19 protein-coding genes are annotated in these 26663 nt (G+C 64.5%); 9 read left to right on the forward strand and 10 right to left on the reverse strand.

The genetic code is table 11. The annotated features are described in order from the left end of the window. Nucleotides 1-143: 143 nt before the first annotated feature. The 3 genes from P12x_RS05015 to P12x_RS05025 all read right to left on the reverse strand — a co-directional run bounded on the left by P12x_RS05015 (nucleotide 144) and on the right by P12x_RS05025 (nucleotide 5001). Nucleotides 144-2969 (reverse strand): hypothetical protein, encoded by a 2826-nt coding sequence (locus P12x_RS05015; RefSeq protein WP_435009758.1) that lies wholly within the window; start codon nucleotides 2967-2969, stop codon nucleotides 144-146. A gap of 260 nt (nucleotides 2970-3229) precedes the next feature. Further along, nucleotides 3230-3868: a hypothetical protein gene (locus tag P12x_RS05020; RefSeq protein WP_435009759.1), complete on the reverse strand. Its 639-nt coding sequence runs from the start codon at nucleotides 3866-3868 to the stop codon at nucleotides 3230-3232. Nucleotides 3869-4089: 221 nt separating this feature from the next. Beyond that, nucleotides 4090-5001: an MBL fold metallo-hydrolase gene (locus P12x_RS05025; RefSeq protein ID WP_435009760.1), complete on the reverse strand. Its 912-nt coding sequence runs from the start codon at nucleotides 4999-5001 to the stop codon at nucleotides 4090-4092. A gap of 169 nt (nucleotides 5002-5170) precedes the next feature. On the opposite strand from P12x_RS05025, the gene P12x_RS05030 reads away from it, so the two are divergent. From P12x_RS05030 to P12x_RS05040, 3 genes are all read left to right on the forward strand, one after another. Further along, nucleotides 5171-6277 carry a carbohydrate kinase family protein gene (locus tag P12x_RS05030; RefSeq protein ID WP_435009761.1) on the forward strand — a complete coding sequence of 369 codons (1107 nt, stop codon included), beginning with the start codon at nucleotides 5171-5173 and terminating at the stop codon, nucleotides 6275-6277. 92 nt (nucleotides 6278-6369) lie between these two features. Further along, on the forward strand, nucleotides 6370-7047 hold the full coding sequence (locus P12x_RS05035) for a hypothetical protein (RefSeq protein WP_435009762.1): 678 nt from the start codon (nucleotides 6370-6372) through the stop codon (nucleotides 7045-7047). Then, a complete protein-coding gene (locus P12x_RS05040) occupies nucleotides 7044-8285 on the forward strand; it encodes a hypothetical protein (RefSeq protein WP_435009763.1) in 1242 nt (413 codons plus the stop codon). The genes P12x_RS05035 and P12x_RS05040 overlap by 4 nt, the downstream gene beginning before the upstream one ends. A 71-nt stretch (nucleotides 8286-8356) precedes the next feature. Here the strand turns inward: P12x_RS05040 and dusB are convergent, their stop codons facing one another. Continuing rightward, the gene (gene dusB, locus P12x_RS05045) at nucleotides 8357-9451 is read right to left on the reverse strand and encodes a tRNA dihydrouridine synthase DusB (protein WP_435009764.1); all 1095 of its coding nucleotides are present in this window, start codon (nucleotides 9449-9451) and stop codon (nucleotides 8357-8359) included. 160 nt (nucleotides 9452-9611) lie between these two features. Between dusB and P12x_RS05050 the strand changes: the two genes are divergently transcribed. The 3 genes from P12x_RS05050 to P12x_RS05060 all read left to right on the forward strand — a co-directional run bounded on the left by P12x_RS05050 (nucleotide 9612) and on the right by P12x_RS05060 (nucleotide 12399). After that, entirely contained in the window at nucleotides 9612-10835 is a 1224-nt protein-coding gene (locus P12x_RS05050) for a class I SAM-dependent methyltransferase (RefSeq protein WP_435009765.1), read from the forward strand. A gap of 117 nt (nucleotides 10836-10952) precedes the next feature. Then, nucleotides 10953-11885: a DUF6263 family protein gene (locus tag P12x_RS05055; RefSeq protein ID WP_435009766.1), complete on the forward strand. Its 933-nt coding sequence runs from the start codon at nucleotides 10953-10955 to the stop codon at nucleotides 11883-11885. Nucleotides 11886-12192: 307 nt separating this feature from the next. Beyond that, nucleotides 12193-12399, forward strand: coding sequence for a hypothetical protein (locus P12x_RS05060; protein WP_435009767.1), 207 nt, complete (start codon nucleotides 12193-12195; stop codon nucleotides 12397-12399). A gap of 57 nt (nucleotides 12400-12456) precedes the next feature. Here P12x_RS05060 and P12x_RS05065 read toward each other — a convergent pair whose 3' ends face one another. Continuing rightward, nucleotides 12457-15345 (reverse strand): sigma 54-interacting transcriptional regulator, encoded by a 2889-nt coding sequence (locus P12x_RS05065; RefSeq protein ID WP_435009768.1) that lies wholly within the window; start codon nucleotides 15343-15345, stop codon nucleotides 12457-12459. Between the two features lie 624 nt (nucleotides 15346-15969). Between P12x_RS05065 and P12x_RS05070 the strand changes: the two genes are divergently transcribed. After that, complete coding sequence (locus P12x_RS05070; RefSeq protein ID WP_435009770.1) at nucleotides 15970-16830, forward strand: alpha/beta fold hydrolase; 861 nt, start codon at nucleotides 15970-15972, stop codon at nucleotides 16828-16830. Between the two features lie 100 nt (nucleotides 16831-16930). Further along, entirely contained in the window at nucleotides 16931-17683 is a 753-nt protein-coding gene (locus P12x_RS05075) for a hypothetical protein (RefSeq protein ID WP_435009772.1), read from the forward strand. A 23-nt stretch (nucleotides 17684-17706) separates the two neighbouring features. Here P12x_RS05075 and P12x_RS05080 read toward each other — a convergent pair whose 3' ends face one another. The 3 genes from P12x_RS05080 to P12x_RS05090 form a co-directional block, all read right to left on the reverse strand. Beyond that, a complete protein-coding gene (locus P12x_RS05080; RefSeq protein ID WP_435009773.1) occupies nucleotides 17707-18702 on the reverse strand; it encodes an NADPH:quinone reductase in 996 nt (331 codons plus the stop codon). Between the two features lie 80 nt (nucleotides 18703-18782). Next, nucleotides 18783-19097: a Rieske (2Fe-2S) protein gene (locus P12x_RS05085; RefSeq protein WP_435009774.1), complete on the reverse strand. Its 315-nt coding sequence runs from the start codon at nucleotides 19095-19097 to the stop codon at nucleotides 18783-18785. Nucleotides 19098-19151: 54 nt separating this feature from the next. Then, the gene (locus tag P12x_RS05090) at nucleotides 19152-20933 is read right to left on the reverse strand and encodes an ATP-binding cassette domain-containing protein (RefSeq protein ID WP_435009776.1); all 1782 of its coding nucleotides are present in this window, start codon (nucleotides 20931-20933) and stop codon (nucleotides 19152-19154) included. A 154-nt stretch (nucleotides 20934-21087) separates the two neighbouring features. Here P12x_RS05090 and P12x_RS05095 point away from each other — a divergent pair, with 154 nt between their 5' ends. Next, complete coding sequence (locus tag P12x_RS05095) at nucleotides 21088-21585, forward strand: opioid growth factor receptor-related protein (protein ID WP_435009777.1); 498 nt, start codon at nucleotides 21088-21090, stop codon at nucleotides 21583-21585. On the opposite strand, the gene P12x_RS05100 is transcribed toward P12x_RS05095, so the two are convergent. Both P12x_RS05100 and P12x_RS05105 read right to left on the reverse strand, forming a co-directional pair. Continuing rightward, complete coding sequence (locus P12x_RS05100; RefSeq protein ID WP_435009779.1) at nucleotides 21558-25166, reverse strand: AAA family ATPase; 3609 nt, start codon at nucleotides 25164-25166, stop codon at nucleotides 21558-21560. The two genes, P12x_RS05095 and P12x_RS05100, sit on opposite strands and share 28 nt — an antisense overlap. Before the next feature lie 11 nt (nucleotides 25167-25177). Then, entirely contained in the window at nucleotides 25178-26425 is a 1248-nt protein-coding gene (locus P12x_RS05105) for a metallophosphoesterase family protein (protein WP_435009780.1), read from the reverse strand. Between the last annotated feature and the right edge of the window lie 238 nt (nucleotides 26426-26663).

Genomic DNA, 26663 nt, shown 5'->3' on the forward strand with positions numbered 1-26663 from the left:
GATTCAGGGCCGGTCAGGAAACCCCCGCCACCCTGAGGCGAAGCTCCAGGGAATTTATCGAATCTGCGATCCTCAAATGGGAAGGCACATCCGGGCGATCCCTCGGGGGGAAAGGGACCGCCGGTCGATCACGAGGTTGAGCCTCACTTCTTCTTCGAGGAGACCGGGACCGGTGTCGAGACCAGGACCGGGGTGGAACTGGCCTTGGCCTTGACGGCATGAGCGTTGGACCCGATCGCGGAAGCCTTCATCGTGGGCGGTTGCGGGGTGGCGGTCCGATACTGGACGTCGTTCGGGCGATTCTTGGTCCCTCGGGAGAACAGCGAGGTGTAAATGCTGTTCTGGAGCCCGTTGCCGACGCCGTCCAGGACGTTCCCCGATTTGTCGACAAGCCCCGGTGCTCCCGGTCCGTTCACCACCAGCTTGTAGAACCGGCCGATGCTCAGGGGCTTCTTCGGGATCAGAGTGACGCTCCGGGTCACTGCATCATAAGTGACCGTGGCGATCGCGACCTTCGGCCCCTTCCCGGACTTCGATCCATCCTGTCCGAGGTCGAGGATCTGATAGTTCGCCTTGAGTTCGGCCAGGCTCAGATTCAGCGCCTTGTCGAAGGTCAGGACAATCCGGGAGATCCCGTTTCGCCCGGCCACCAGTTGCTGATTCAGGACGGTCGGGGCCTGGACATCAGCGGCGACCGGGGTCGCGAGCATGCTGTAGTTGTTCGCGACGTTGTAATCGGGCTGGTCCGAAGTGACCGCAGCCTGATCCACGAGCGACCCGGGGGCTCCGGGGACGAGGACGATGGTCAACTGGACGAAGGCGCCCGGGGCCAGGGTTCCCAGGTTCGCGGCGATCGTATCGCCGTTCTTGGTGAATGTCCCCTGGCTCGCCTTGATGGACTGGACCGAGGCATTGTCCGGCAGGAGGTTGGTGAGGATGACGTTCGTAGCCGTGGCCGACCCGGCGTTGCCGACCAGGATCGCGTAGGTGAATCCTTGGCCCACGTTGGCCGGTTGGGGTGCGGCCGTGACCAGCACCGCGAGATCGGTCGCGGGGGCGGGGAGGATGTAACTGATGACGGTCGTCTGGTTGTTGATCGCGTTGGAGTCGGGCTCATTGCCCGAGACCGTCGCCGAGTTGGTGAGGTTGCCCGGCGACGAGGGCTGGACGACGATCGTCACCACGGCATTGAAGAAGGGGTTAAGCGTGCCGATGTTCGCCGTGACGACCCCATCCTTGAAGGTCGCGAACCCCTGGCTCGACTGCGCCGAGACGAAGCTCACCCCCTGCGGGAGGACGTCGGTCAGGGTCACTCCGGTCCCCGAATTGTTCGGATCGTTGTTCGAGACGACGAACGAGTAGGTCAGATTGTCGCCGACCTGGACTTGATAGGGGAAGGACGACCCGTACAGGCTCAGGTCGACCGCTGGCGCGGGGGAGACCCGGAAATTCTGGGTGATCGTGTTGTTCTGGGGGGTGGGATCGGCCTGATCCGCCGTCATCACGGTCACCGTGTTCAAGGCCGGGCCGGCGACCGGGAGCGAATAGGTCAGGGTGAACTGCGCCGTCGAGCCGCTGGGCAGCGAACCGACATTGAAGGTGACCTTCCCATTGGATGGGGTCAAGGTTCCCTGGCTGGACGATCCCGCGAGGAAGTCCGCCCCTTCGGGCAGGGTGTCCACCGCAATGACGTTGGTGGCCAGGGACGGGCCGTTATTCGTGATATTGAAGGTATAGGAAAAGGGGACGGTCGCCTGGACGAAGGGGTTTTGTTCCTGGGCGGTCACGCTGAGGTCGGCCTGGGCGGCCGCGACCACGCCGATCGACCGGGCGAATTCCGAGGTATTCCCCTGGGAGTCGGTCGCGGAGGCCGAGATGAGCTGTCCGACCGGGAGTAAGCCGGGTAGATCGGTGGTGATGTCGGCCAGACCGTTGTTGTCCGTCAGGAACGATTGGGAAGCCAGGAACGTCCGGCCCTGGCCGTATCCCGACGCGCCTGCCTGGAGATTGGAGAAGAACTCGACGGTGATGGTCGTGTTGGGGATGGTCAGGATCGAACCTTCAACCGTCGTCGAGCTGCCCGACTGATAGACCGAAGTCAAGTTCGGGAAGGGTGCGTGATTGTTCGGCCCGAAGTTGGCGCCGGGCTGGTTGAAGCTGACGCCGTCCCCGCCGAGGTCGATCCCCAGGCCCGCATTCCCGAATATGCTGTTATGGGAAATCCGGTTCTGATTCGCCGGGTCGTAAGAAGACGTCCCGACCTGGACCCCCGCCCCTCCGTTGTACGCGATGATATTTCCCGAGGCGACCGAACCCCCGCCGATGGAGTTCCCCGAAGCATCCGAGAAGACTCCTGCCAGGGCGTTGCCGATGTCTCGGGTCCCGGTCACATCGGTTCCTAAATAATTCCCCTGGATCGAATTATTGGCCGGCTGGTTGCTCACCGAGGCGATCAAGACGCCATACCGCGAATTCCCGGAGATCAGGTTCCGGCTGGAAGCATCCGATCCGCCGATCACATTATTCCGGGAATAGAGGGCAATCCCGTCTGCACCGTTCCCAAGCGAGAAGCTCCCGGTGGCATCGGTACCGATGTAATTGGCCGTGATCGTGTTACCGTCTCGAGTCGTACGGATCCCCGAGCCGGTGAATCGGTCGATCAGCAGTCCCTTGACCACGGACGATCCGCCCCCGAGGACTAATCCGTTGACGTCGGCGATAGGGACCGGGGGCGAGACTCCGGGCTGGAAGATATTGGCCCCATTCAACTCGATTAGGGGGCTCCCTGCATAATCCGGCTGGGAAGTCGCGTCGAGGATCACCGGATTGCTGATCTCAGGGAGCGGCGAAGTCGGTGCGATCGACCGGATGCCGCTTCCCGGAATATTGAAGGAGATCGAATTGATGGCCGGCGTCGCGTTATTATCCAGGATCGCCTGCCGGAGAGACCCCGGGCCGGAATCGGCCACGCTTGTCACCAGGAAAGCGGCGAGTAATTCGCGCTTTTCTAACTGATCGAGGTGCGCAAACGACCTGGGCCGCCTGGGGCGGCATATTGAATTCGCAACGGCCATATCAATTATCCCCGGAGAAGAGGGGTCCGACAATCGAGCTAGCAATGCCGCGATCCGGATGTAAACAGTGGCACCGAAATCTACTCTTGGTTCTTCGGAAATCAAATCTTAAGGCATAATCTTGCTTGATTGTTAATCGAACCGGACCTCTCCGCTCACGTCGCCTTCGAGTCGATGAATGGGGCTGCGTAAGGTTGCAAGTTGGTATCGAAGAAGATGTAATAGCCCCGGGCCGACTGGGCGCTCGGGCCGGTGTTGAGGGCGACCACCGGTCCGTTCTCGAACTTGATCGCGAACGACGGTTCGACCTCTCGACCGTTCACGATCAGGCTCGCGTAGCGATACTGCACCGAGTCTGGCCCATTCGCGGCGATGACGAAGGTGAGGAACTTGCCATCCTGGTACGGCCCGAGGCTGATCTGGTAGCGGAGGTCCTGTCCCGTCGTGTTGACGATCTTGACCCAGGCCTCGGGTCCGACGCCGGGCGGAGGGTAGACGGGTCGGATGGGGACGGGTCGGGCCACCGGAGGGGTGCACGACGGGACGTGGACAACAGGCGGGTGCGGGTGCCCCTTGGGCTTGTGATTCTTATGCGGCTTGGGTTTCGGGTGAGCGTGGGCCTTGGCCGCCGCCTGATCCTTCGCCTTGTGCGTCGCGTGGTGCTTGGCCTTGGGGGACTGGTGGGCCTTGGTCGCGAGGGCATGAGCCGCGCCGCTCAGCCCGGATGAGGCCGCGATCCTCAGTTCGATCGACTCGACCGCCGGCCGGAATGCTTTCTTGCTGCGCTGACGCATGGGTCCGAAAATCCCCGCCCAGATGGCGTGGTCGATCGCACCCGAGCGAGGGTCGGTCCGTGGACGCTCCGCATCGACTGGGGACGACGCGGTCGGGCCCGCATCGGCGAGCCCCGGACCGGCCCGCGTCCCTGCGGCCGACCCTGTTATTTTGGCAACATGGGATGACTGTGTGCAAATAGATCGTTCGGGGAATCTGGCGAACTGTCCGCGTAATCGGATCAGAGCCAGATCTTGAGGCGTCGCCGGAGGCTCTCCGGGAGTCGCTTCTCGATGATCCGCTGGATCTGGTCGGGGTGGAGCCGGGTGCTGAAATGCGAGGCGATGATCCAGTCGTTCTCGAAGCGATCGGCGCGGGCGATGATATCGTCGAGGTGGGTGTGGCCGTACTTATGGATCTTCTCCGGCCGTTCCTGGGGGGCGACGAAGGTCATCTCCAGGATCAGGATCTCGGCCTTGTAGATCTCGGGCAGGACGTCGAGGCCCTGCGGGGCGGAATCGCCGAGGTAGGCCACCTTGGGGATCCGGATCTCGGCGGAGACCTCGACGCCCGACTGGCGGAGGTCGCGGATCGCCAGATCATCGCCGATCAGGTGCTGATATTCCGGCTTGAGTTTCCGGCGTCGCTCCCAGATCAGGAATCCGAGCGAAGGGATGGTATGTCGGGTCGGGAAGGCGACCGCCACCAGCTCTCGCGAGAGTTCGACCTCCTGGCCCGGCCTCAGGCCGACCAGCCTCGCGGGCATCCGGCCGCGATCCAGCTTCACGAACGCCCGGAGGAGCTGCTCGACCCCCTCGACGGCCTCGGCCGGCATGTAGATCGTGGGCGGCTCCATCTTCATCATCCGCCGACGCGCGACGTAGACCGGCAAGGCCGCGATGTGATCGAGGTGGGTGTGCGAGACGAACCAGCTGGGGGTGCTCATGAACGACCAGGGCTGGGCCCCGAGGTCGAAGCCCAGCTTCAGCTCGGGGACTCGCCAGTAAGTCTGGACTGCCGCCCTCGAATATCCCTCCAGCGTCAGGCCCTTGTGCTCCAGGGTCCGCACCGGTGCATTGTCCACCGGATGGTCGAGCGATTCGACCGTCGTATCCATCCCCATGTCCGACGACAACACTTCCTCCCGTCTCATCCTTCGGTGATCCACCCGACTCGATCGTCCGCGGTCCAAACAAGCCATGATATCGCGAAAGGCGACGCAAGGTCAGGTCGATCCCGAGCCTCTAGTTTTCCGAGGTCCAATTGCCCCACGCCGGGAGGTCGGCTAACCTTCGAGCGGAATAAGATCCCGGAGCCTGCCCGTGCCCGAAATACCCTCGCCGATTCTCGTCTTCGGCCCCGCCTATCTCGACCGGATCGTCCGGGTCGATCGGCCACTGGTCGATCCCTCCTTCGGCGATCGACCGCTCGACGGCAGCGTGGATGGTTCCTGGACCGAGCCGGGCGAGGGCCTGAGCCTGATCGATCCGAGCGGGAATCAGATCCGTGTCCAACTCCCGGACGACTGGCCCGGACCTTCGGGGACGATCCGGCTCTCTCGGGATCTGTCGAGAAGCGCCTCGGGGTGGTCGAGGATGGTTCGGTCGTCCGCCTGGCAGGACGATCTGGGCGGGATGGGAGCGGGCTTCGCGGCGGCCCTCGAAGGTGAACTCATCAGCGCCCTGGGATCGGAGGACGACCCGGCAAGCCGGACGATCGCCGGACTCCTCGCGGGCGTCGGCATCACGCATCGCCCGATCCGCGTCGAGGGGACCTCGGCCGACTGGACATTGCTGGTCACCAGCGGAGAGCACGGAGACAAGCTGCCGATCGGCTTCCGGGGCTGTCACGCCTCGTTGAGGGATCTGGGAGGATGGTCGTCGCGAGAGAGCCGGCTTCGGGTCGTGGCCTCGCTCCCGAACCGGCTGGCGGCCGAGGCCCTCCGAGGGCCCGCCTCGATCCGGATGTTCGCCCCGGCCTCGCGGAATATGCTCGACCGCGATCCACCGATCTCGGCGTTTGCCGAGTGGGTCGACGTCCTCTGCTGCAATCGGGGGGAGTGGGAAATCCTGTCCGACCGCGAGGAAGTGGCCTGGCGGGTCTCGATCCTCGTGGTCACCGACGGGCCGAACGGGGCCGTCGTCCGGTTCACGGACCCGTCGGGGGAGGCGGATCGGGTGGAAGTCCCGGCGTTCCCTCGGGCCAGGCCGCCGCTCGATACGAACCGGGCGGGCGAGGCATTTGCCTCGGAACTGATCTCAACCCTTCTCGACGCCGGTTGGACCCCCGGTGTTACTTCCTCCGATCTAGCCCGGAACGCCGCCGAGCGGGCCTCGGTGGCTTCGGCCCTGGTGCTCGACCGGGGCGACTTCGGATTCCCAACCGGGCGTGAGGTCGATCAGGCTCTCCATGCGGGACGAGTCGGCTGAAAGCCCCCGCGGATTCGCTGGAATGCCGGGGCACTCCGCGTTACTCTGAGATGGAATACGGCCGAGGATCGAGGTCGCGCGAGGGACGATTCATGGTTGGTTGGGCTCGGTGGAGTCTGGCGCTGGTGGTGATCGGGGTGGGCCTGGCGGCCTCTGCTCGCTGGTCCTTGCTGGCCCAGGAACGGGCGGCGAAGGCGGGGCCGGACCATCCCTCGAGAACTCCGGTGGCCTCGATCCAGGACGCGATGCTCCGGCCGATCGACCTTCCGTTCGGCGAGGAAACGCCCCTGGAATCGGTCCGCCAGTATCTGGCCAAGGCACTCGAAGCCCAGGTTGTCTTCGATCGGGCGGCGCTCGATCGGCAGGATCTGATCCCCGAGGATACCGTCCAGCTCGATCTCAAAGGGGTTCGACTCAAGGTGGGCCTCCGCCTCCTGCTCGATCAGGTGGGCCTGACTTATCGAGTCGAGCCCGAGGACAACCTCCTGATCCTCACGGATTCCCAGTCGGGCGAGGATCCCGCCCGCCGGATCTCGGCCGAGATGAAGGATCTGCATCGCGACATCCACGACCTCCAGGATGCCGTGGACGACCTTCGGGATCTCGTCGAGGAAGATCTCGGGGTCGAGCCCGAAGCGATCAACCATCAACCGATGTTCGTCGGGCGGGAGAATCCGGCTCGACGCGTTCCGAGGCCGAGGAAGTCGCGGATTCGGGGACAAGAGCGAGACCGAAACGTGAGCGAGATCCGGACCGGAGTGGCGGGGTGAGCGACCTTCGGACCCGTCGCGGATTGTTCCTGGCGCAGACCCCGCCCTCGGCCCCGGTTCGCGGGAAGTCCCTCCTGGGGAAGGATCGCACGTCGCCGGGATGGACCGCCTGGCTGGCCGACCCCAGGAGTGCGGTCCTGTTCTTCCTGGCCTCGGCCCTGATCTTCGGCGGGGGGCGGAAGCTCCTCCAGGGGGCGAGGACTCGTCGAGCCATCGCGGCCCTCGACGGACCAGATCCCTCCCCGGAGGAGGTCGAGTCGGCGGGCGAGCATGGTCGGGCCGGGATCATCGACCTCTTCCGGTTGCTGGGAACCGCCGAGAAACCCGAGGTCCGCGACGCCGCCGGGCGGGGATTGGCCCGGCTCTGGGCCGGTGACGACCTGATTGTCGAGGAAGAGAAGGCTCTGGTTCGTCGAGGATTCGTCGTGACCTGGCGGGCTCGCCGACGATACCCGAGAGCGATGAAGCGGCCGATCCCGATCGAGGCGACCTTCGGCGTGCCGTTCCTGGTCGAAGGTGGCCCGGGCGTCTCGCCCGCGAACCTCGAATGGTCGTACAAGATCCTCGGTGCCGAGCAAGCCCGACTCGAAGAATACTCCGACTGGCGAGCTGGGGCCGGGTTGGCTGCCTTTCGTGTCGAGCCGGGCGATTATCCGACCGACGGCCCGCACCGCCTGGCCCTGGCCTCTAAGGTCCGGGTGGTCGGCCTGACCGACACCTGGGAACTGGAACTGCCGCACATCCCGTTCTCGTTCGAGTTCGACTCCAACCTCGCCGTCGACGCCCTCCTGACCATGCCCGACGACACCCGAGGCGAGGCGATCGCCCGGGTCGTTCGCCTCGAAGCGAACGAGGCCGGATCGCCGGGCACCACGTTCCTCGATCTTGGCGGCGAACTTGTCCTGCGCGAGCCGCCCGACCTGGTCCTGACGACCCCGATACCCTCCGACCTCGCCCATCGGATGAGCATCGAGTTCGAAGGCATCCCCGGAACTTTCCCGGCCGGGACGGTCATCGTGAGCGGACAGGGATCGAGTGATTCATCCGAGACACACCGATTCCCGATTGGCCCGGTCGTCGGAATACCCCCGAGGGCGATCGACCGTCCGGGGGAGCGAAAGATCCGGGCCATCCTGACCGCCGACCCCGACCTAGGCTGGGCCGACCCTGACGTCCGATCCCTCTGGCCGGGCGAGATCGTGACCGATTGGGTAACGGTTCGGGTCATTCGGAAGTAATCCAGGGATACATTTTGGTGCGGTCCCAGAGCTTTGGGACTGGGAGCAAAAGGCGATCCCTCTCGACTTGCTTACCACTTGTCGATCGGTCCGGTCGGGACTGGGACCTTCGGCTCGAAGTGGCCGGGGATCGGCGAGGCGGGGCCGGTCTCGCGGATCAGCGCCACGGTTTCGTCGAAGAGTTTGAGGTTATCCAGGTTGATCAGTCGGTGATACAACTCCTTCCTCGGCCGGATGGCGTGGCTGTACCACTTGAGGATCTTCCGGAACTGGAAGCAGGCGTGCCGTTCCCCCCGACGCGCGATCAGGCGATGGAAGTGATTCGCCATCGTGTCGACCCGCTCCTCGAAGGAGGGTTCGGGGCCGGGGTGTCCGTGCTCGGCCCAGTGGGCCAGTTGCCGGAAGAGAAAAGGGTTGGAGAGGGAGCCTCGGCCGATCGAGATGGCCGAGCAACCGGTCTCGCGGAACATCTGCTCGGCATCGGCCAGGGTCCGGATGTCGCCGTTGCCGACGATCGGCATCGATTCGACGGCCTCGACCACGGCGCGGATCCCGTCGCGATTGACCCGACCATTGAAGCCTTGTTCTCGGGTCCGGCCGTGGACGATCACGGCGGCGGCCCCCACCTGCTCGAACGATCGGGCCAGGGCCGGGGCCGATAGATTAGCGTCGTCCCAGCCCAGCCTCATCTTGACGGTCACGGGCACCTCGACGGCCCCCACCACCGCGGCCACCAGCTCGGTCGCTGCGTCGGCCTGGCACATCAAGGCCGACCCGCCCCCGGTCTTGACCACCTTTCGGACCGGACAACCCATGTTGATGTCGACCACCGATGCCCCATGGTCGACCACCCACCGGGCGGCCCGGCACATCTCGTCGATGATGTGCCCGTAGATCTGGATGGCGAGCGGTCGATCCTCGTCGGAGGTCTCGGCAAGTTCGAAGGTCCGGGGCCGCTGCTCCAGGATGGCCCGGGCGTTGATCAGGTCGGTGGTGGCCAGGCCGAGGCCCCCGTGTTCGCGGATCGTCAAGCGGTAGGCCAGGCTCGTGTAGCCGGCCAGGGGCGCCAGGAAGAACCGCGAGGGGATCGCGACCCGACCCAGTGTCAGCGGCTCGCGGACGATCGGCGGGGCTTCCGGCGTCTCGATCTCGGTGGGGTCGGGCAAGGCCGTGGCTCTCGGGCTCGGGGATCAGGGCAGAGAAGACTTGGGACCCAGTCTATCCGAATCGAGGATGGGTGGAGTAGGCTACCTTGAAACGGTTCGCCAGGAACCCGCGAGGGCTGGGCGATCCCGGCAGGGGTGGGCTCCACCTGCCGAGATGGGTATGGAAGAGTCCCGAGTCCTCCGGTCCGGCGAGTCGGCGATGAATAAGGTGGAGTGCGAGGCCGAGGTCCTGACGATCGAAGCCGGTCGAGCCTTGCTGGCCGAGGCCGCCGCCATCCCACGAGTTCGGCCCTCGGATATCGCGCGTTGGCGAAAGACGACGCCGACCGGGTGGGGGGCGGCCGCCTTGAGGCTGATCGAGGGTCGTCGGAAGGGGGCGGCGAAATTCACGAGGGCCGACCGGATGTGGCTCGACCCGGTCGGAGTGGAGCAGGCGACCTCCGAGGTGGTGGCGCGGCACAAGGCTCGTCGCTTCGATCGGAGTCCGGTCGTCGACCTCTGCTCCGGGATTGGTGGCGACTCGATTGCCCTGGCGAATTCGGGGCTGGTCCTCGCGGTCGACCTGGATGAGGGGATGGGCCGCCGGGCCGCCTGGAACGCCCAGGTCTATGACGTGTCCGACCGAGTCCTGCCGATCAGGGCTCGAGCCGAGGTCTTTCCGATCCCGGCGGGGGCGAGGGTCCACGTCGACCCCGATCGTCGGGCTACCGGCTCTTCGAGGGCCCGATCCATCCGAGACTACGCGCCGGGCCTCGAATTCCTGAGGGACTTGCCCGGCAGGGCCCGGGGGGGCGCGATCAAGCTGGGGCCCGCCAGCGATTACGAGTCCCATTTCGGCGGACCGAACTTCGAGATCGAGATTATCAGCCTCAATGGCGAATGCAAGGAGGCCACGATCTGGTTCGGCGATCTGGCCGACCCGAAGGTCCGCAGGAGGGCCACCTCGCTCCCGAGCGGGACGACCTGGACCGATCTCGATGCACCTTCCACGTCCTGGCAGGTCGAAGGCCCGCTCGATGCCTTCGTCTTTGATCCCGATCCGGCCTTGACTCGCTCGGGCCTGCTCGATGGTTTCGCCCTGGCCCATGGGCTTCATCGAATCGGATCCGGTCACGACCTGCTGACCGGGCCGAGGCCGGTCGGCTCGGCCTTGCTGGCGACTTTCGAAGTCGTCGAGGACTTCCCGCTCGACCTGAAGATCCTCCGTCGAGTGGTTGACGAGCGAGGGCTCGGTCCCCTGGAAATCAAGACGCGGGGGCTTGACATCAGCCCGGAAGTCTATCGATCCGTCCTCCGGCCCTCCGGCCCGAACCCGGCCACCTGGCTCCTGATCGCCGGCAGGTCCGGGCCGGGTCGGGCGATCCTGGCTCGACGGGGAGCCTGACCGTTCAGTCAGGCCGATTACGATATCACTCTCGAAATCGCGGGCCGGACTCGATAATCTGGCGAACGAAGGATGGCATTCCGGCCCAGGTAATCCCTCGAAGGAGCGACTCCGATCATGAAATCCACCTCGCCCCTGGCTCTCCTCCGGGCCTCCCTCATGCTAGGCCTGGTCCTGATTGGCGGCACGAGCCCCGTTCGGGCCGAGGCTACCAAGCTCCGATGGAAGTTCAAGCCGGGCGAGGTCCTCCGCTACACGATGGTCCAGACTCAGTCGATGACGACCAAGGTGAAGCGGCCCACCCCTCAGGAGTTCAAGCAGGGATTCACGCTGACGCTCGACCAGACCTGGAAAGTCAAGTCGGTCGACGACTCCGGGGTGGCGACCTTGACCCAGACCATCGACCGGATCCGGACCACGGCCGAATTGCCACAAGGGAAGGTCGCCTTCGACTCGAAGGAGAAGAAGGATATCGGGAGCCTGGCCGGCCCGCTCTTCAAGATGCTGGTCGGCGCGGAGTTCACCTTCAAGATGGATGGCCGAGGGGCGATCTCCGACATCCAGCTCCCCGAGCCCATGCTGGCCACGCTCCGGAGCAAGGACGAGCCGGCCGGGGCCCAGGGACAATTCTCCGAGGCCGGGCTGAAGAACATGATCTCACAGATCGGCCTGTTCCTCCCCGAAGGCCCGGTCGAGCCGGGCGCCACCTGGGATCGAAAGCTGACGATCCCCGCCGGTCCGGAGGGTCAGACTCGGGGGATCGAGCAGAACTACGCCTATCGGGGGCCAGAGGTTGGCAAGCCGGGGAAGACCGCGGGGATCGAGCTGAAAATCAAGTTCGACCCGATGAAGCCCGACCCCGAAGTGCCCGTCACGATCAAGTCGCAGGAATCGAGCGGACGATTCGAATTCGATAACGAGGCCGGACGGATCGCGACTTCGAGAATCACCGAGAAGGTCGAGCTGGCCGGCTCGATCGAGGGGCAGGAGATCAGCCAGGCGGGCGAGACCACCACGGCTCTGACGCTATCCGGGAGCGAGCCGAAGTGATCGGGGGCGATTCAATATCCTCGGGATTCGGCGTCCTCGAATCGGCCCCGGGGAATCCTCTCGGATCGTTCGGATTCCCATTTGCATCGGTAAATCCGCGATCTGAACAATCAACACACAAGATAATTTATGTGGGTTGTATGAGAGTCGGTCGGGTTCTTCTCCGAGTGCTCCCTTGAAAAAGTCGCTCCGAGGACGCATGCTAAACCCGTTCGAGAGTTCGGGTGCCAGATTGACCCGACCTCGATCGGGGTTTGCGCGTGTGCTGCAACCCGAAGCCTGCTGCTTTCCTGCACGGAGATGGTTGATGCGTTCCATCCTGCGTTCCACCCTGCTGGCCTCGTTCGCCTTCGCCATGACCTGGGGCCTTTCGGGCTGCGAGGACGCCACCAAGCCGGCCGACACCCCCGCCCCCGTCACCACCGAGCCCGCCCCGGGCGAACCGAAGATGGAGCCGAAGATGGAGCCGGCCCCGGCCGCCCCGACCGAAACCCCCGCCGAACCCCCCAAGTAATCCCACGGGACGGCCGTCTCCCTCGGCGTCACGCGCCGGGGAGCGGCCCGACCAGAATCAGCCTTGGGCGGGCAGACCGTGTTTCTTCAGCTTGCTGAAGAAAGTGCTGCGGGGGAGACCCAGGAGCCTGGCCGCCTCGCTCTTGTTTCCCCGAGCCTCCTCCAGGGCATCGAGCAGTCGGTGCCGTTCGAATGCATCGGCTTCCGAATCGATCTCGGGCTCATCGCTCCTCGACGATCCCGAAACTCCGGGGACCGTTGAAGTCCCGCGGGTTCTCCTGCCGGTGATCTGTCTGAGTTCGGCCGGCACCAGGAAGCGACCTCGGCGACGGCCCGGTTCGCGAATCTCGAGTGGCAGGTCGGCCAGCGTCAACGCCGGGCCTTCCGAGAGCACGACCGCTCGTTCGATCACATTCTCCAGCTCGCGAATATTGCCCGGCCAATCATGGGAGATCAGAGCTTCCACCGCCTCGTCGTCGATGTGACCGACCGAGCGGGCCATTCTTTCGGCGTGCCGCCCGAGGAAATGGACGGCCAGCTCGAAGATATCTTCCTTCCGCTCGCGGAGCGAGGGCGTTCGGATCGGGATCACATTGAGGCGATAGAAGAGATCCTCGCGAAAACGCCCCGCGCGGATCAGGCTTTCCAGGTCCTGGTGGGTCGCCGCGACGATCCGCACGTCGACCGCGATCGTCTGCGAGCTTCCCACCCGCTCGAATGCCATCTCCTGGAGGACCCGGAGGAGCTTGGTCTGGACCTCCAGGTTGATGTCGCCGATCTCGTCGAGGAAGAGAGTGCCACCATCGGCCTGCTCAAACCGGCCGACCCGGTGGCCATCGGCCCCGGTGAACGCCCCTTTGACGTGACCGAACAATTCGCTCTCCAGCAGCCCTTGTGAGAGGGCCGCGCAGTGGACCCGGACGAAGGGGCGGTTGGCCCGAGGCCCGGCGGCGTGGATCGCCTGGGCCAGAAGCTCCTTGCCGGTCCCGCTCTCGCCCCGGATGAGGACCGCGGCCTGGCTCGGGGCGACCTTGCGCGCGACCTCCCGCATTCGAAGGACCGCAGGCCCCGAACCTCGGATCTCTTCGAACACGCCGGGGTCGACCGGATCGCTCGGTTCCAGTCGCGAGGCGGACTTGCCGCGATCGGTGAGCTGGTCCTGGAGCAGGAGGATCCGCCGCTGTTGCTCCGCGATCTTGTCGACCTTGTCGCGGAGTTCCAGATTCAGCCGCTCCAGCGTCTGCTGGATTCCCGCCGAATGCAGGGCCAGCATCGCGACCGAGCCCAACGCCCCGAGAAAGGCCACTTCCTCGTCCTCGTAAGCCAGGCCGCTCCGCTTCGGCCCCAGGACCATCAGGCCGACCAGCAAGTCGTCGGCCTCCAACGCCTTGGCGACCTCGCCTCCCAGCGCGATCATCGTGTCGGTGGCCGGGTCGGAAGCGGGGACGAGGGCCATCGCGTGCGGGGCCCGGAGCGTCGAATTCTCGCGGAGCCGATTGACCAGCGGATTGTCGGTCGGTAGCGAATGGACCTCGGGCTCGGGTCCGTGCCAGGCCGCTAACTTGAGGGGTTGGTCCGGGGCCTCGGCCAGGTAGATCGCCCCCCACTCCACTCGGAGAATCTCCGCCGCCGCCTCCAGGAGCCTCTGACCCAGCGTGGTCCGGTCGACCAGACGACCAACGGCCAGATTCATCTTTTGCATCGCCTCGTCGAACTTGTATTTCTCGCGATAGAACCGGCGGTCGATCACCCGCTGAAATCGTTCGCGAATCGCCCCCGAGAGGACCAGCAGGACAATGACCACCCCGCCCATCACCACTGCTCCCCGAGAGGTGTGGGGGGTCAGGAGACGCTCGCCAATCAGGAGTGTGGTGCCCACCAGGACTCCCGAGTAGAGGAGCCCCGCCGCCAGGCTCACCACGACGTAGATCTTGCTCCGGTTATAAATCTCCTCGACCTGCATCAGCCGGTATCGGGTGATGCTCAAGGCATAGGCCACCGTATAGAGCAGCGAAACCACGTACATCGGCCAGGCCGCGCTGGAGAGCCCGAGCCGGTAAGGTTCCCACCAGGCGTTCCAGAGCAGGTAGCCGATCGGCAGGACGCCGAGCCAGGAAGCCAGGAGGATCCAGTAGGTCTGGTTCCGTTCCGCACGGCTCACGGCCGACCGGTAACTGGCGTTGAGGCAGAGGATGCAGAGGCCGAAGACCGCGACCGAGAGGGCGATGTATCCGAAGGCCAGGTACTTGATCCAGGCCAGCGTCGCGTCGACGGCGACCAGGGCGTCGGGACCCACTCCACCTCGTAGCAAACTGAGCCGGAACATGAAGGACCAGAGGATCCCCACGAAGGCGACGGGCACTCCATAGAGCGTCGACAGCACCGTCCTTCGATGACGCTCGAAGATCGGATTCAGTCTGGGGAAAACCAGGTAGAAATGGAGGCTGAGGACTGGCACGAAGACTGCGAAGGCCGCGAACCCATAAATTAAGAACGGCTCGACGACTACCTCGGCCCAGTGATATCCCCCCATGTAGGCGCCGACACTGGCGAAACAAAGCAAGAAGAACACCAGGGCCGATTCGTCCCTCGGTCTTTTCCAGTAAACCCGAGCCCCCAGCGCAAAGATGGCCATTTCCTGGATGAACCAGAGGAGAGACCAGCGATAAGTCCGCATCGGGCGATAGCGTACGACGGCGGACGCATGCTGCTCTGGGCCGCCCGTTGGGGACTTCCAGGTCACCTCGACGGAATCCCCCACTCGATCACGAATATCCCGCATGGCTGCGACATAAGCCGGATAATGCTCGATCGGATGCCCGTCGATCCCGGTCAGGATGTCGCCCACCGAAGGTCTGGCTGACTTCCAGATGAAGTCGGGCGCGACCGCTTCCTTGACTTCATAACCCAAGACGCAATTCAACCCGATGTTGCCAGTCCAGGCCACGACCCCTAAAACCCAGACGGAATATCCCACCGAGACCATGGTCAGAGCGACCAGCAGCCAGAAGCGAGTCGTTGATGGATCGATGCGAATCGGTTTAGAGAAATTGAGGGTTTTGGGGCGATGAAAGGCATCTTGGTAGTTTGGCAAGCCTGGGTATTTCATGGATGTCTTTATGATGTTAAGCCAAACTGCCTCTCGGGCGCCGATGTCGATTGAGGTTATCGGATCGGCGCCGAAATAGCCAGACGATATCTAGTTGCTCGGCGCCGATCGAGTATTGAAAGGACAGGAGAGCCTTAATTGGAAAACTTGTCACAAGTATCGTAAGTTCGCTATTTTGTCGGATCGATTTTTTGAAACCAGCCGAATTAAAAGCCTGGTATTAAATAACTTGTGGGGTTATTTGTTGGAATTTAGGTCGCGTGTGCATGTTTCGGCGCTGGTATCGGCGCCGAAATAAGTTGTTGAAACCGAGAAATGGGAAGCTTTGGTCTACTCTGAAGATCGGCGCCGAAGAATTTGTTGACCATTTCTGAACAAGGTATGGGACGTGCTTTGTCATTCATCGTCAGGCTCGCCGCACCAACTACCAGGCACCCACGAAATGGCGAACGAGGAATATCCATGCGGATCGCAGCGAAGAGACGCGCCGATTGGCTGATGTCAGATGAGGCCTATGCGGGGCGGAGCCGCCTGGTTTGCGTGGGCGGGTCGCTTGTTGAAGTCGTGGAGCTGGGTCGGGGCGAGCCGATCATCCTGGTCCCCGGTCTGGCGGGGGGATGGAAACTCCTGACGCCGCTGGCGCGATCCCTTGCCAAACGGCACCGTGTGATCCTTTATGGTTTCCGCGATGAGTTAAATCCCCTTACGGGTCGCCCGGCCGGGCAAATCGGAGATTACGCTCGCGATCTTGCCGGGCTGATCGGCGAGTTGAGGCTGGAACGTCCGACCATCTTCGGCGTCTCGTTCGGCGGTGCCGTGGCCCTGGAGTATGCGGTGGATCATCCGCATCAAGTCGGCCGCCTGGTCCTGTCAGGAGTCGAGTCGCGATTCCAGACGACCTTGGCTTCAACCATCGCCCGACGAGTGCTCGAGCGGTTCCCGCTCCCCGCGGATAATCCGTTCGTGAACCAGTTCTTCAACCTCTTCCATGGTGGCAAGCCCGAATCGGCGGCGATGGCCCGGTTCGTGATCGAGCGTTGCTGGGAGACCGATCAGGGAGTGATGGCCCGCCGACTGGCGATGCTGGAATCGTTCGACATCGCCGACCGCCTCTGGCAACTGGAATCGCCGACCCTGGTCCTTGGCGGGAGCCGTGACGTGGTCGTCCCTCCCGATCGCCAGAAGGCTCTGGCCTCGTCGATCTCGGGAGCGCGGTTCGAGCGGATCGAAGGGGCAGGCCATGTTGGGTTCCTGACCCACTCGTCGGACGTGGCTCAGCACGTGGAGAAGCTCTCGCGAGGCGGTCGTCCTTCCCTGGCCTGAGGGATCGCGAGACGGGACCGCCCGAGCCCCTTGTGAGCCTCGGCCGGTTCTGGTCTGTTGAGGGTCGTCGCCGAACTCTCCTCGGACCTGGAGCATGGCCATGATCGAGTCCCGTCGCCAGTTCACGCGGCAGGCGCTTCAATCCTTGACGGCTCTCGCCTTGATCGACGGCCTCGCGTCGCACCGTCTCTTCGGTGAAGACGTGAGACCGACGGTTGACGACTGGCTCAAGCAACTCGACACAATCAGCCGGGACGTCAAGGACGAGAAGCTCAAGGACACCGAGTTCCAGGCCGCCCTGGAAGGGCTCTATCGCAAGGTCGATCTGCCGGACCTCCTGAAGACGCTCGACTTTGATCAGTTGGCCAAAGGCGTGAAGTATCGAGAGCGAGGCGAGACGAGCCTGCCGGTCGATTTCAAGAACGTCTCCGGCCTACCGACGAAATTGGTCTGGGGACGGCAGATCTTCGCGATGAAGAAAGGTCGATCGGTCGTCCCGCACGGGCACGACAAGATGGCGACCGGCTTCCTGGTCCTCCGGGGGAAGTTGCATGGCCGCCATTTCGATCGCGTCGAGGATGGGGACGACCACTACCTGATCCGCCCGACCATCGACCGGTCCTTCGCTCCCGGCGAGTTCTCGACCGTCTCCGACCACAAGGACAACGTCCACTGGTTCACGGCCGAGTCGGACGATGCCTTCCTCTTCAATGTTCATGTCATCGGCATCAACCCGGACAACACCAACGTCTCCGGGCGGGTCTATGTCGACCCGATGGGGGAGAAGCTCAGCGGCGGGTTGATCAAGGCTCCCAAGATCACCCATACCGAGGCCAATCGGCTCTACGGCTGAGCTTCCTCTCGGTCGGCTCGAAATTATCCGATCTCGATGACGACCTTGCCGGTGAGGGTTCCGGCTCCGTGGACGGAGTTGGCTTCGAGGAATCGTTGCGCTTCGGCTGCGTCATCGAGCGGGAAAGTCCGGCCGATCGGCGTCTTGAGCTTTCCGGCCTCGACCCACTGGTTGATGTCCTGGGCGCACTGTCGCTGGTCGTTGGGTGAGGCATTGAACATGGCGAAGCCGAAGAGCGAACAATCTCGGGTATAGAACGGACCGAGTGGCAGAGGCGGCTTCGCGGCCCGACCGGCCATGACGATCATCCGACCTCGACGGCGGAGCAGGGGGATGGAGACCTCGAAGTTCGGTTCTCGCTGGGTTTCGTACCAGACATCGAATCCTTCGGGGGCGAAATCGCGGAGGCGGTTCGGAAGATCGTCGGTCTTGTAGTTCAGGGCGAGGTCGGCCCCAAGCCCCTCGCAGAACTCGACCCGTTCGGGGCTCCCGGCCGAGGTAGCCACGCGGGCACCGACGGCCTTGGCCATCTGGACGACCATCGATCCGACCCCGCCGCTCCCTCCCGGAACGTAGAGAGTTTCGCCGGGCTGGAGCCTCCCCTTGCCGAAGGTCCCGAGGTGCGCCGTGATTCCAACAAGAGCCTGTCCGGCGGCCTCGGCGTCGGTCTGACCGGCGGGCGTCGGATACAGGAGATCCTCGTCGACCGCCGCAAACTCGGCCGAGGCCCCCTGGCGACCGAGCAGACCCTGGTTCGATCCCCAGACCCGGTCGCCGACCTGGAACCGTTTCGAGCCCGGCCCGAGCGCCTCGACCTTACCGGCGAGGTCTGCACCAACAATGTAAGGGAAGCCCATCGGCATCGCCACGATCCCCGACCTGAGGTACAGGTCGATCGGATTGAAAGCCGTCGCCTTGACCCGGACCAGCACCTGACCGGGACCGGGCTCGGGGCTTGGGAGATCGCCGACCTTGATCGACTCGGGGGGGCCGGTCTGCTCGATGTAGGCGGCTCGCATGGGCGGTCGTTCCTGATTCGGAGGGGGCGGGATCGGGATTCGGGCGACAGTTCTCCGAACCCCTGGCTTCGAGATCCATCTCAGACCAGAACCTGAATCTCATCCCCTTCGACCCGGACCGGATACGATCCGATACGGACCTTGGACTTGGGGCTATCGAGCCATCGACCGTCCTCGAGGCTGAATCTCCACCCGTGCCAGGTGCAGGTCACGGACTTTTCGAAGACCATCCCGTCGCAAAGCGGGGCTCCCTGGTGAGGGCAATGGTCGTCGATCGCGTAGTACTTTCCCTCGTCGAGGATGACGGCGATCATCTTGCCGTCCAGTTCGAAGGCTCGTCCCTCGCCTTCGGGGATCTCGCCCACCTTCGCCACGGTCTGATACGTCTCGGACACTCGAACCTCCCCATGACTCCGACCCGCCTGCCGGGCGGGACGCTGGACTATCGATCAAGCGAGCGCTTCGAGCGACTCCCAACGCTCGAAGGCCGTGGCCAGTTCCCGGCCGATCTGTTCGAGCCGTGCCGTGGCCCGGGCGATCTCGTCCCGGTCACGCTGGTAGAATCCGGGACGTCCCATCTCGTCGTGGAGCTGGGCCTGTTCGATCTCCAGGGCCTCGATCTTCTTCGGTAGCTCCTCCAGTTCTCGCTTTTCCTTGAAGGCGAGCTTCTTCGGCTTATCCTTCGAGGCGGCCGGGGTTCCCTTGGGAGTCGTGGGGGCGGCTTCGACTCGAGCCTCTGCCTCGATCACGGAGCGGCGGAGCCAGTCGTCGTAGCCTCCGGCCGATTCGCGGACCTGGCCGTCGGGCTCGACCGAGAGGACCGAGGTCGCCACGTTATTCAGGAAGGTCCGGTCGTGGCTGACCAGGAGGATAGTCCCCTGATACTCGATCAGGAGGCTTTCGAGCAGTTCCAGGGTTTCGACATCGAGGTCGTTGGTCGGCTCGTCGAGGACCAGGAGATTGGAGGGCTTGGTGAAGAGCCTCGCCAGCAAGAGCCGGTTCCGCTCGCCGCCCGAGAGGAGTCGCACCAGCGTCCGGGATCGTTCGGGCGGGAACAGGAAGTCTTGCAGGTAACCGATGACGTGGCGAGGCTGGCCATTGATGACGACCGAATCATATTCGCTGACGTTCTGCTGGACCGTCTTGTCCTCGTCGAGCGTGGCCCGAAGCTGGTCGAAGTAGGCCACCTCCAAGTTGGTCCCCTGGCGGACCGAGCCGGTGGTCGGTTCGAGCTCGCCCAGCAGGAGGCGGAGCAGGGTGGTCTTGCCCGATCCATTGGGCCCGATCAGTCCGACCTTGTCGCCTCGCATGATCGCCAGGCTGGCCTGGTCGATGATCTTGCGATCGCCATAGGCGAAGCCGGACTCCTTGGCCTCGATGACCAACGATCCCGACCGCTCGGCCTCCTGGGCCAGCATCCGGGCGTTGCCGGTCCGCTCGCGACGTTCCCGGCGCTCCTCTCGGAGGGCCTTCAGCGCCCGGACCCTCCCTTCGTTGCGGGTCCTCCGGGCCTGGATCCCCTTTCGGATCCAGACTTCCTCCTGGGCCAACCGCTTATCGAAGAGGGCTTCCTGGCGTTCCTCGGCGGCCAGCGCGGCCTCCTTGCGTTCCAGGAAGGTTGGATAGTCGCACGACCAGTCGAAGAGTCGGCCGCGGTCGACCTCGACGATCCGCGTGGCCAGACGGCCGAGGAACGTCCGGTCGTGCGTGACGAAGACCAGGGTCCCGCCGAAACGCAGCAGGTAATCTTCCAGCCAGCGGATCGACTCGATATCGAGATGGTTGGTCGGCTCGTCCAGGAGCAGGGCGTCGGGCTCCAGCACCAGGGCCCTGGCCAGCAAGACCCGGCGCTTCATGCCCGAGGAGAGCGACTCGAACGGGGCGTCGGGATCGAGCTTCATCCGAGAGAGGACCCGGTCGACCGCGTGATCGGGCGTATGGCCTTCGCCGGCTTCCTGGACCCCGGCGGCGACCTCTTCGAAGACCGAACCGCCCCGGCCCTCGGGTACTTCCTGGATCAGGCGGGCGATCCGGACGCCCTGAGGACGGATCACATCCCCTTCATCGGGGCGGAGATCCCCGTGGAGGAGCTTCAGGAGGGTCGACTTCCCCGCTCCGTTCCGGCCGACCAGCCCCACCCGCTCGCCACGCTCGACCTGCCAGTCGACTCCGTCGAGGAGTTTCGGCCCGCCGAACGCGATACTCACGCCTCGCATGCTAACCAGAGCCATGAAGCCAGTGCCCCTCGATCTTGCCGGCTCGACCTTCGCGAGGCCCAGTCCTGGATGACCACTCCAGTTTAGCGACTGGGACACGGGACGCCAATCTAGAGAATGGCGGCACGCCATCAGGGACGATAAACTACGTTGATGGGAGGGACGTCTCATGTCGCGATTGATCGAATTCTATCGCAGTAAGTCCCCCGACGCCCGAGGTCGGATGCTCTCCGATCTCTGGTCGCTCACCGATCTCCAGATGGAGTCCGTCCACGACTTCATCCAGTGGATGTTCCCGCTCCGAGAGCCCAGCCGGTACAATCCCGACGCACCGCTGCTCACCGATGCTGATGTCGCGGCGTTTCGATCCGATCCTGAGATCCACGACGCCCTCCGGCGTTCGTTCGGGCGGTTTCTCGCGTTCCTCGGCCTCTCCTTCCAACGAGGCGAGGTCGTCGCGGCGTCCGACTTCTCTCGGAAGTCCGAGGTCTGGCGATTCCCCAACCATAACTGGTTGCGGATCACGCGGGTCCTGGCCAGCCTCCGAATCCTGGGGTTGTACGAGGAGAGCCGGGCCTTCTTCGAGTTCTTGAAGGCACAACGCACGCGTTCAACCGAGATCGACGCGGAGACCTTCGGCTACTGGGAGCGGGCGGCCGAAGGTTGAACGACCGATCGAGTTTTCCTGGGCGTTGGAGGAGCCTCTTCGATCGTCCGACCCGAAGGAAGTTGGTGGGCGAAGACCGCTCTCGGATCCAGGTTCGCCCGGGCTAGCTCGACCAGATGCGCATGGTGGGTGAAGAAGATGACCTGCGTCTTCACCGCGAGTCCGGCAAGGACGCGGAGGGCCGCCAGCGATCGGTCGTCGTCGAACTGCAAGAGGATGTCGTCGACGATGAGCGGGATCGGCTCGTGGGCGGCCAGCCAGCTTTCCAGGCTGGCGATCCGAAGGGCGAGGTAGAGCTGGTCGGAGGAGCCATCGCTCATGCCCGAGATTCCCAGGGCGGTCACGCCGTCGGGGCGTAGTCCGACCAGGACGGGGGTACCCTTTTCGTCGGAGTCGATCCGTAGACCCCCGAACGAACCGGCGGTCAGGGTGGCGAAGAGTTCGCTGGCCCGACGGATCAGCGGCCCCTGGGATCGCTCCCGGTAGCGTTCGATCCCTTGCTGGAGGACGTAGGCCGCGATCCGGAGTGCCGCGTATCGAGGGACGTCGGTCTGGAGCCTTGCCAGTGCGGGGCCTTCCTGCTCCCTGGCCTCGATGGCCTTGCTGCCGCCGTTGATCGTCTTGAGGACCTGTTCCTCGGCGCCGATGGTCCGATTGACTTCGAGCATCCGCTCGTGGAGCCCGGCGATCTCCTCATCGAGCCCGGAGATCATCAGGTCGAGCCCGTCGGGATCGAGCTGGCCGGCCTCTTCGAGGAAGGCCTCGATCGTGGCCCCGGCGCTGAGGGAACGGATCTGGTCCTCGCAGCGTTTCAGGTCGGCTTCGAGCCTGGTGCAGAGGTCGGAGCGACGTTCGGCCAGCGGGAGTTCCTCGACGGAGGAGCAGGCCGCCTGCCGGCAGAGTTCGACGAGGTCGATCCCGGCTTCGGCCCTGGACTGCTCGGCGGCCTCGATCTTGGCCTCCTCGGCCTCGAACCGCTCGCGGAGAGACCGCCGCGACTGATCGTCCTCGCGCGCCGTCCGGAGCCGAGTTTGTAATGCCTCGACGATCAGATCGGGGGGCTGGCCCATGAGGTCCGGGGCGACCCTCCGGGCTACACCTTCGACGTCGGAGGTGAATTGTTCGTTGTCGCGGTCGATTCCCTGGATCCGGCTCCGGAACGATTTGGCCTTGGTGATCTGCTCGCGGAGGTCGCGGATCTTGCCGATGAAAACGTTGGCCTGTTCGGGAGTCGCGTCCGACTCCAGGCCCACCCGGGCCATGCACCCGGCCCACTGGGCTCTCCAGCTTTCGAGATCCGATTCGATCCGGGCGAGGCCTTGCTCGGCCACTCCGAGATCATCCCGGACCTCGCCAAGATCGGCCTCCAGACGCTCTCGGCGCCGGGATTCCTCCTCGGTTTTCCTGATCAAGCCCTGGGCCCGTTCGATGAGTTCGGACAGCAGTTCCCCAGTCGAGGCCGGTTCCAGGTCCAATCCGACGAGGGCCTCCGAGAGGCGGTCGGTCTGCTCCAGACTCTGCCGATCGAGCCGTTCTACCTCGGCCTGGGCTGCTCGGAGTTGTCCGAGACAGTCCAGGACCTTATCGCGACGGTCAAGCCAACCCTTCAGTTCGGCGGTCGTGGACCCTGCCAGTCCCATCGGCGAGAGGACCGCTTCCCACTCCGTCGCCAGGCGATCGCGAACATCCCGTGCCGCGGCCTCTTCGCGAACGATCCGCGCGAGTTCGGCCTGATGGGACTCCAGAGAGGCCCGTTGCTCGGCCCGCCGGGCGACTTCTTCGGCCTCCCGGCGGAGGCGGTCGGCCAGCATGTCGCTCCGGTTGACGGCTTGCTCGAAGGCGTCGGCGAGCGTCCGGCCCGGGGCGTGTCCGGCCACGAAGGCGGCCGACGCTTCGGGATCGTCCCGCCGGTCGATCCAGGACCCTCGGATCAGGCTCCATCCCTGGTCGCGACCCTGGCGGGAACGGTTCAGATCGTCCTCACTCGGGAGGTCTCGATCGAGGGTCTCGGCCTGGAGCCGGGCCTTTCCCTCGGCGATCGACTTCTCCTCGCGGGCTCGATCGTTCTCCAGAGCAAGCCGTCGAAGCTCGGCCTTCTGAATTTCGGACTCGAATCGGGCGATGGTCTCCGCGAGCGGGACCGGCCAGTCTTCCAGCTCGTCGGGGGTCCCGGAGAACCGAGGGAGGCGTCGGATCGCCGCCTTCAGGGCCTTCTCCTGGGGCTCGACGGCCTGGAGGGCCTCGACCCGACGGGCTTCGAGATCTCCCACACTGGTGGCGGACTTGACGGCCGCTCGCAGTCGTTCGAGGTCAGGTGATGTTTCTTTGGATTCCCGTTCAGCATTCAGTTTCTCGGAGCGTCGGCGATGCCGCGCCATCGCTTCGATGGTCTCCTCGCGGAGCGTAGTCAGTTTCTCGGACTTGAGTGCGAGTTGCTGGATCACGACCGGATCGTCGGCCCGGAGCTGGAACGAGTCCGCCTCGGCCAGATCACGGTTTCGGCCGAGTTCCTGGAGGTAATCGCGGGCTCGATGTTCGTGTTCCTGGAGATCGCGGGCCCTGAGGGGCCGATCCGTCTGAGCTTTCCGATATTCGCCACGGCGACCGTGCAGAGCCTCGATCTCGTCGCCGGCCGAGAGCAAGGGCTCGGGAACGTCGATCGCGTCGAGGCGGGCCGTCAACTCCTCGATCGCCTGTCGGGCTCGATCGGCGTCGAGGCCGGCGTGGTCTCGCTTGTTCTCGGCCGAGCGTCGACGGTCGGCGAAATCCTCGTCCAGCAGGACCACCTCGCTCAGCGGTTCCAGTTGCTCCAACAGCTGGGCCCGCTCGGGGAAGAGTTTCAGGGCTCCCCGGATCCGCTTGAGACGGTTGGCCTCGCGGGACTTGTCACGGTGCTCCGCTTCCAACCGTCCGCTCTCGGTCCGAGCCTCGCGGACGGCTCGCTCCTGGCGGGTCCATTCTTCGGTGGTAACGGTCGCTTCCCGGGTCTTGATCCGGGCCTCGTTGACCTCCGCTATTGCCTGGGGAATCCGCTGATTCTTGCCTTTTCCCATGTCGGTGAACAATTCGAGGCGATCCGCCTGGAGCGTATCCTGGATCCCCTTGAGCCCCGCGATCCCCGAACTTGCCGAGAAGAGCAGCTCCCCGAGCTTGCCGCCCCCGCTGATGATCTCCTTGCCGCCCCGGATCAGGGCCTCGTGGCCGATCCCGAACATCGTCTCGAACATCGAGGCGTCGACCCCGCCGAGGAACCGGTCGAGCTCGGCCTGGTCGAGCGGAGTCTCGCCGTCGCCCAGGGTGAGGGGGTTCTTGTTACGCTTGTGCCGGACGAATTCGAGCCGGGAGCCGTCGGAGTGCTCCAGGATGGCACCCAGGCGCATCTTGTTGTGATCGAATCGAAAATTGTCGGTCGACCGGATCGGGATGCCATAGAGCAGGTTGCCGATCGCCCGGAGTGAGGAGGTCTTCCCGGCCTCGTTGGCCCCGTAGATCAGGTGAAGGCCCGGACGGCCCGGAGATAGGTCGAGCCACTCGCTTGCGAAGGGGCCGAAGGCATCGAGATTGAGTCGGACGATCTTCATCGGGCCATCCTTCAGGAATGCAGGCGGGCCAGGAGCAGCGACTCGGCCGAGTCGAGCAATTCGCGGAGCCAGGCCGGGTCGTCCAGGGCCAGGGCCTCCGGCCCTTCGAGCAGCTCTTGCGGGAGCCGATTCCTCAAATCCTTGAAGAGTCCACCCAGTTCCTTGATCCGGGATTCGTCGGACCTGAGTTCTTCCAGGACGGCGGTCAGTTCCTCGATCGGGCCGTCGCCGGTCGATCCGGTGGCTCTCCGAGGTCGGGTCTGGATCTTGACCCGTTCGATCCAGAGCCGATCGGTGCTCAGCCCGGAGGCCCGCGCCTGGACTTCGGCCACGGTCTTATCGGGGCTGGAGAGCAGCCGATCATGAATCGGGCTCGCTCCCCGGACCACCACCCGGACCGCCAGCAGCCGGTCGGGGTGCTCGCCGGCCAGAAGTTCCGTCAAGCGGGCCGAGGCGAGGTCCCCTAGCTCTTCTTCGGACAGGACGCTTGTCGCGTCGATCTCGCAGACCTCCCAGCGGACCACGTCGAGCCGCCGGAAGGCCACGCTTGGCGGGCCCAGGCCGTCCACCGTCACCAGAAGGCATCCCTTGGGGCTGGTCTCGCGAGCATGCCTTCCCTGGACATTTCCGGGGAAGGCGACGTAGGGGCGTTCGATGAGGGTCTGCCGGGTATGGACGTGACCAAGAGCCCAGTAATCATATTCCTTGGATTTCAGGCCCTCAATTGTGCAGGGGGCATACTTGCCATGCCGCTCGTCCCCCCCGGCGCAGGTGTGGAGCAGGCCGATGTTGAGCCGACCCCGTAGCGCCGGTGGATAGCCTCGGGAGAGGTCCTCGATCACCTTCTGGGTCGAGAATCCCTGGCCGTGGATCGCGATGCCCAGATCGTCCAAGCGGAGCGACTCGGGCCGGTCGGTCCTCAGCATTGTCACGTTGTCGGGCAGGGTCAACTGCCGGGTCATCTTGTTCTCGGCGTCGTGATTGCCGGCGATCACGAAGACCCGGATCTGGGCCTCGCGGAGCCGATTCATCTGACGGACGAGGTAGAGTCCCGTGTTGTAATCCGGCCAGTCGCCGTCATAGAGGTCGCCCGCCAGCAGGACGAAGTCGACTTCCTCGGCGATGGCCAGCTCGATCAGGTTTTCGAAGGCTCGACGGGTCGCGAGTCGGATTCGGTCGGCGGGCGCACCGTCATAGTTCTCCAGGCCTCGGAGCGGGCTATCGAGATGGACGTCGGCGGCGTGGAGGAATTTTATCATGGATCTACGATCGGCTTCCGCGTCCTTCTCGGAACCCAGTCGAGAGGTCGAGCATCGGCCCTGGGGTTCGTCCCAATATCTAACACACTCCCCCTGATTTCGACATCGGACTTTCCCCCACCGAGGCCGTTCGTGGCACCTTGGGGAATAATCGGTGCCACTCCTGGCGACGGCCCGCCTCTCGTCATATCCTGGAAACGCGGCGTTGGTCCGACCAGGCAGGCCGAAGCGACTGGGG

Source organism: Tundrisphaera lichenicola, assembly GCF_051175385.1.
In the GTDB taxonomy this organism is placed as follows: Bacteria; Planctomycetota; Planctomycetia; order Isosphaerales; family Isosphaeraceae; genus Tundrisphaera; species Tundrisphaera lichenicola.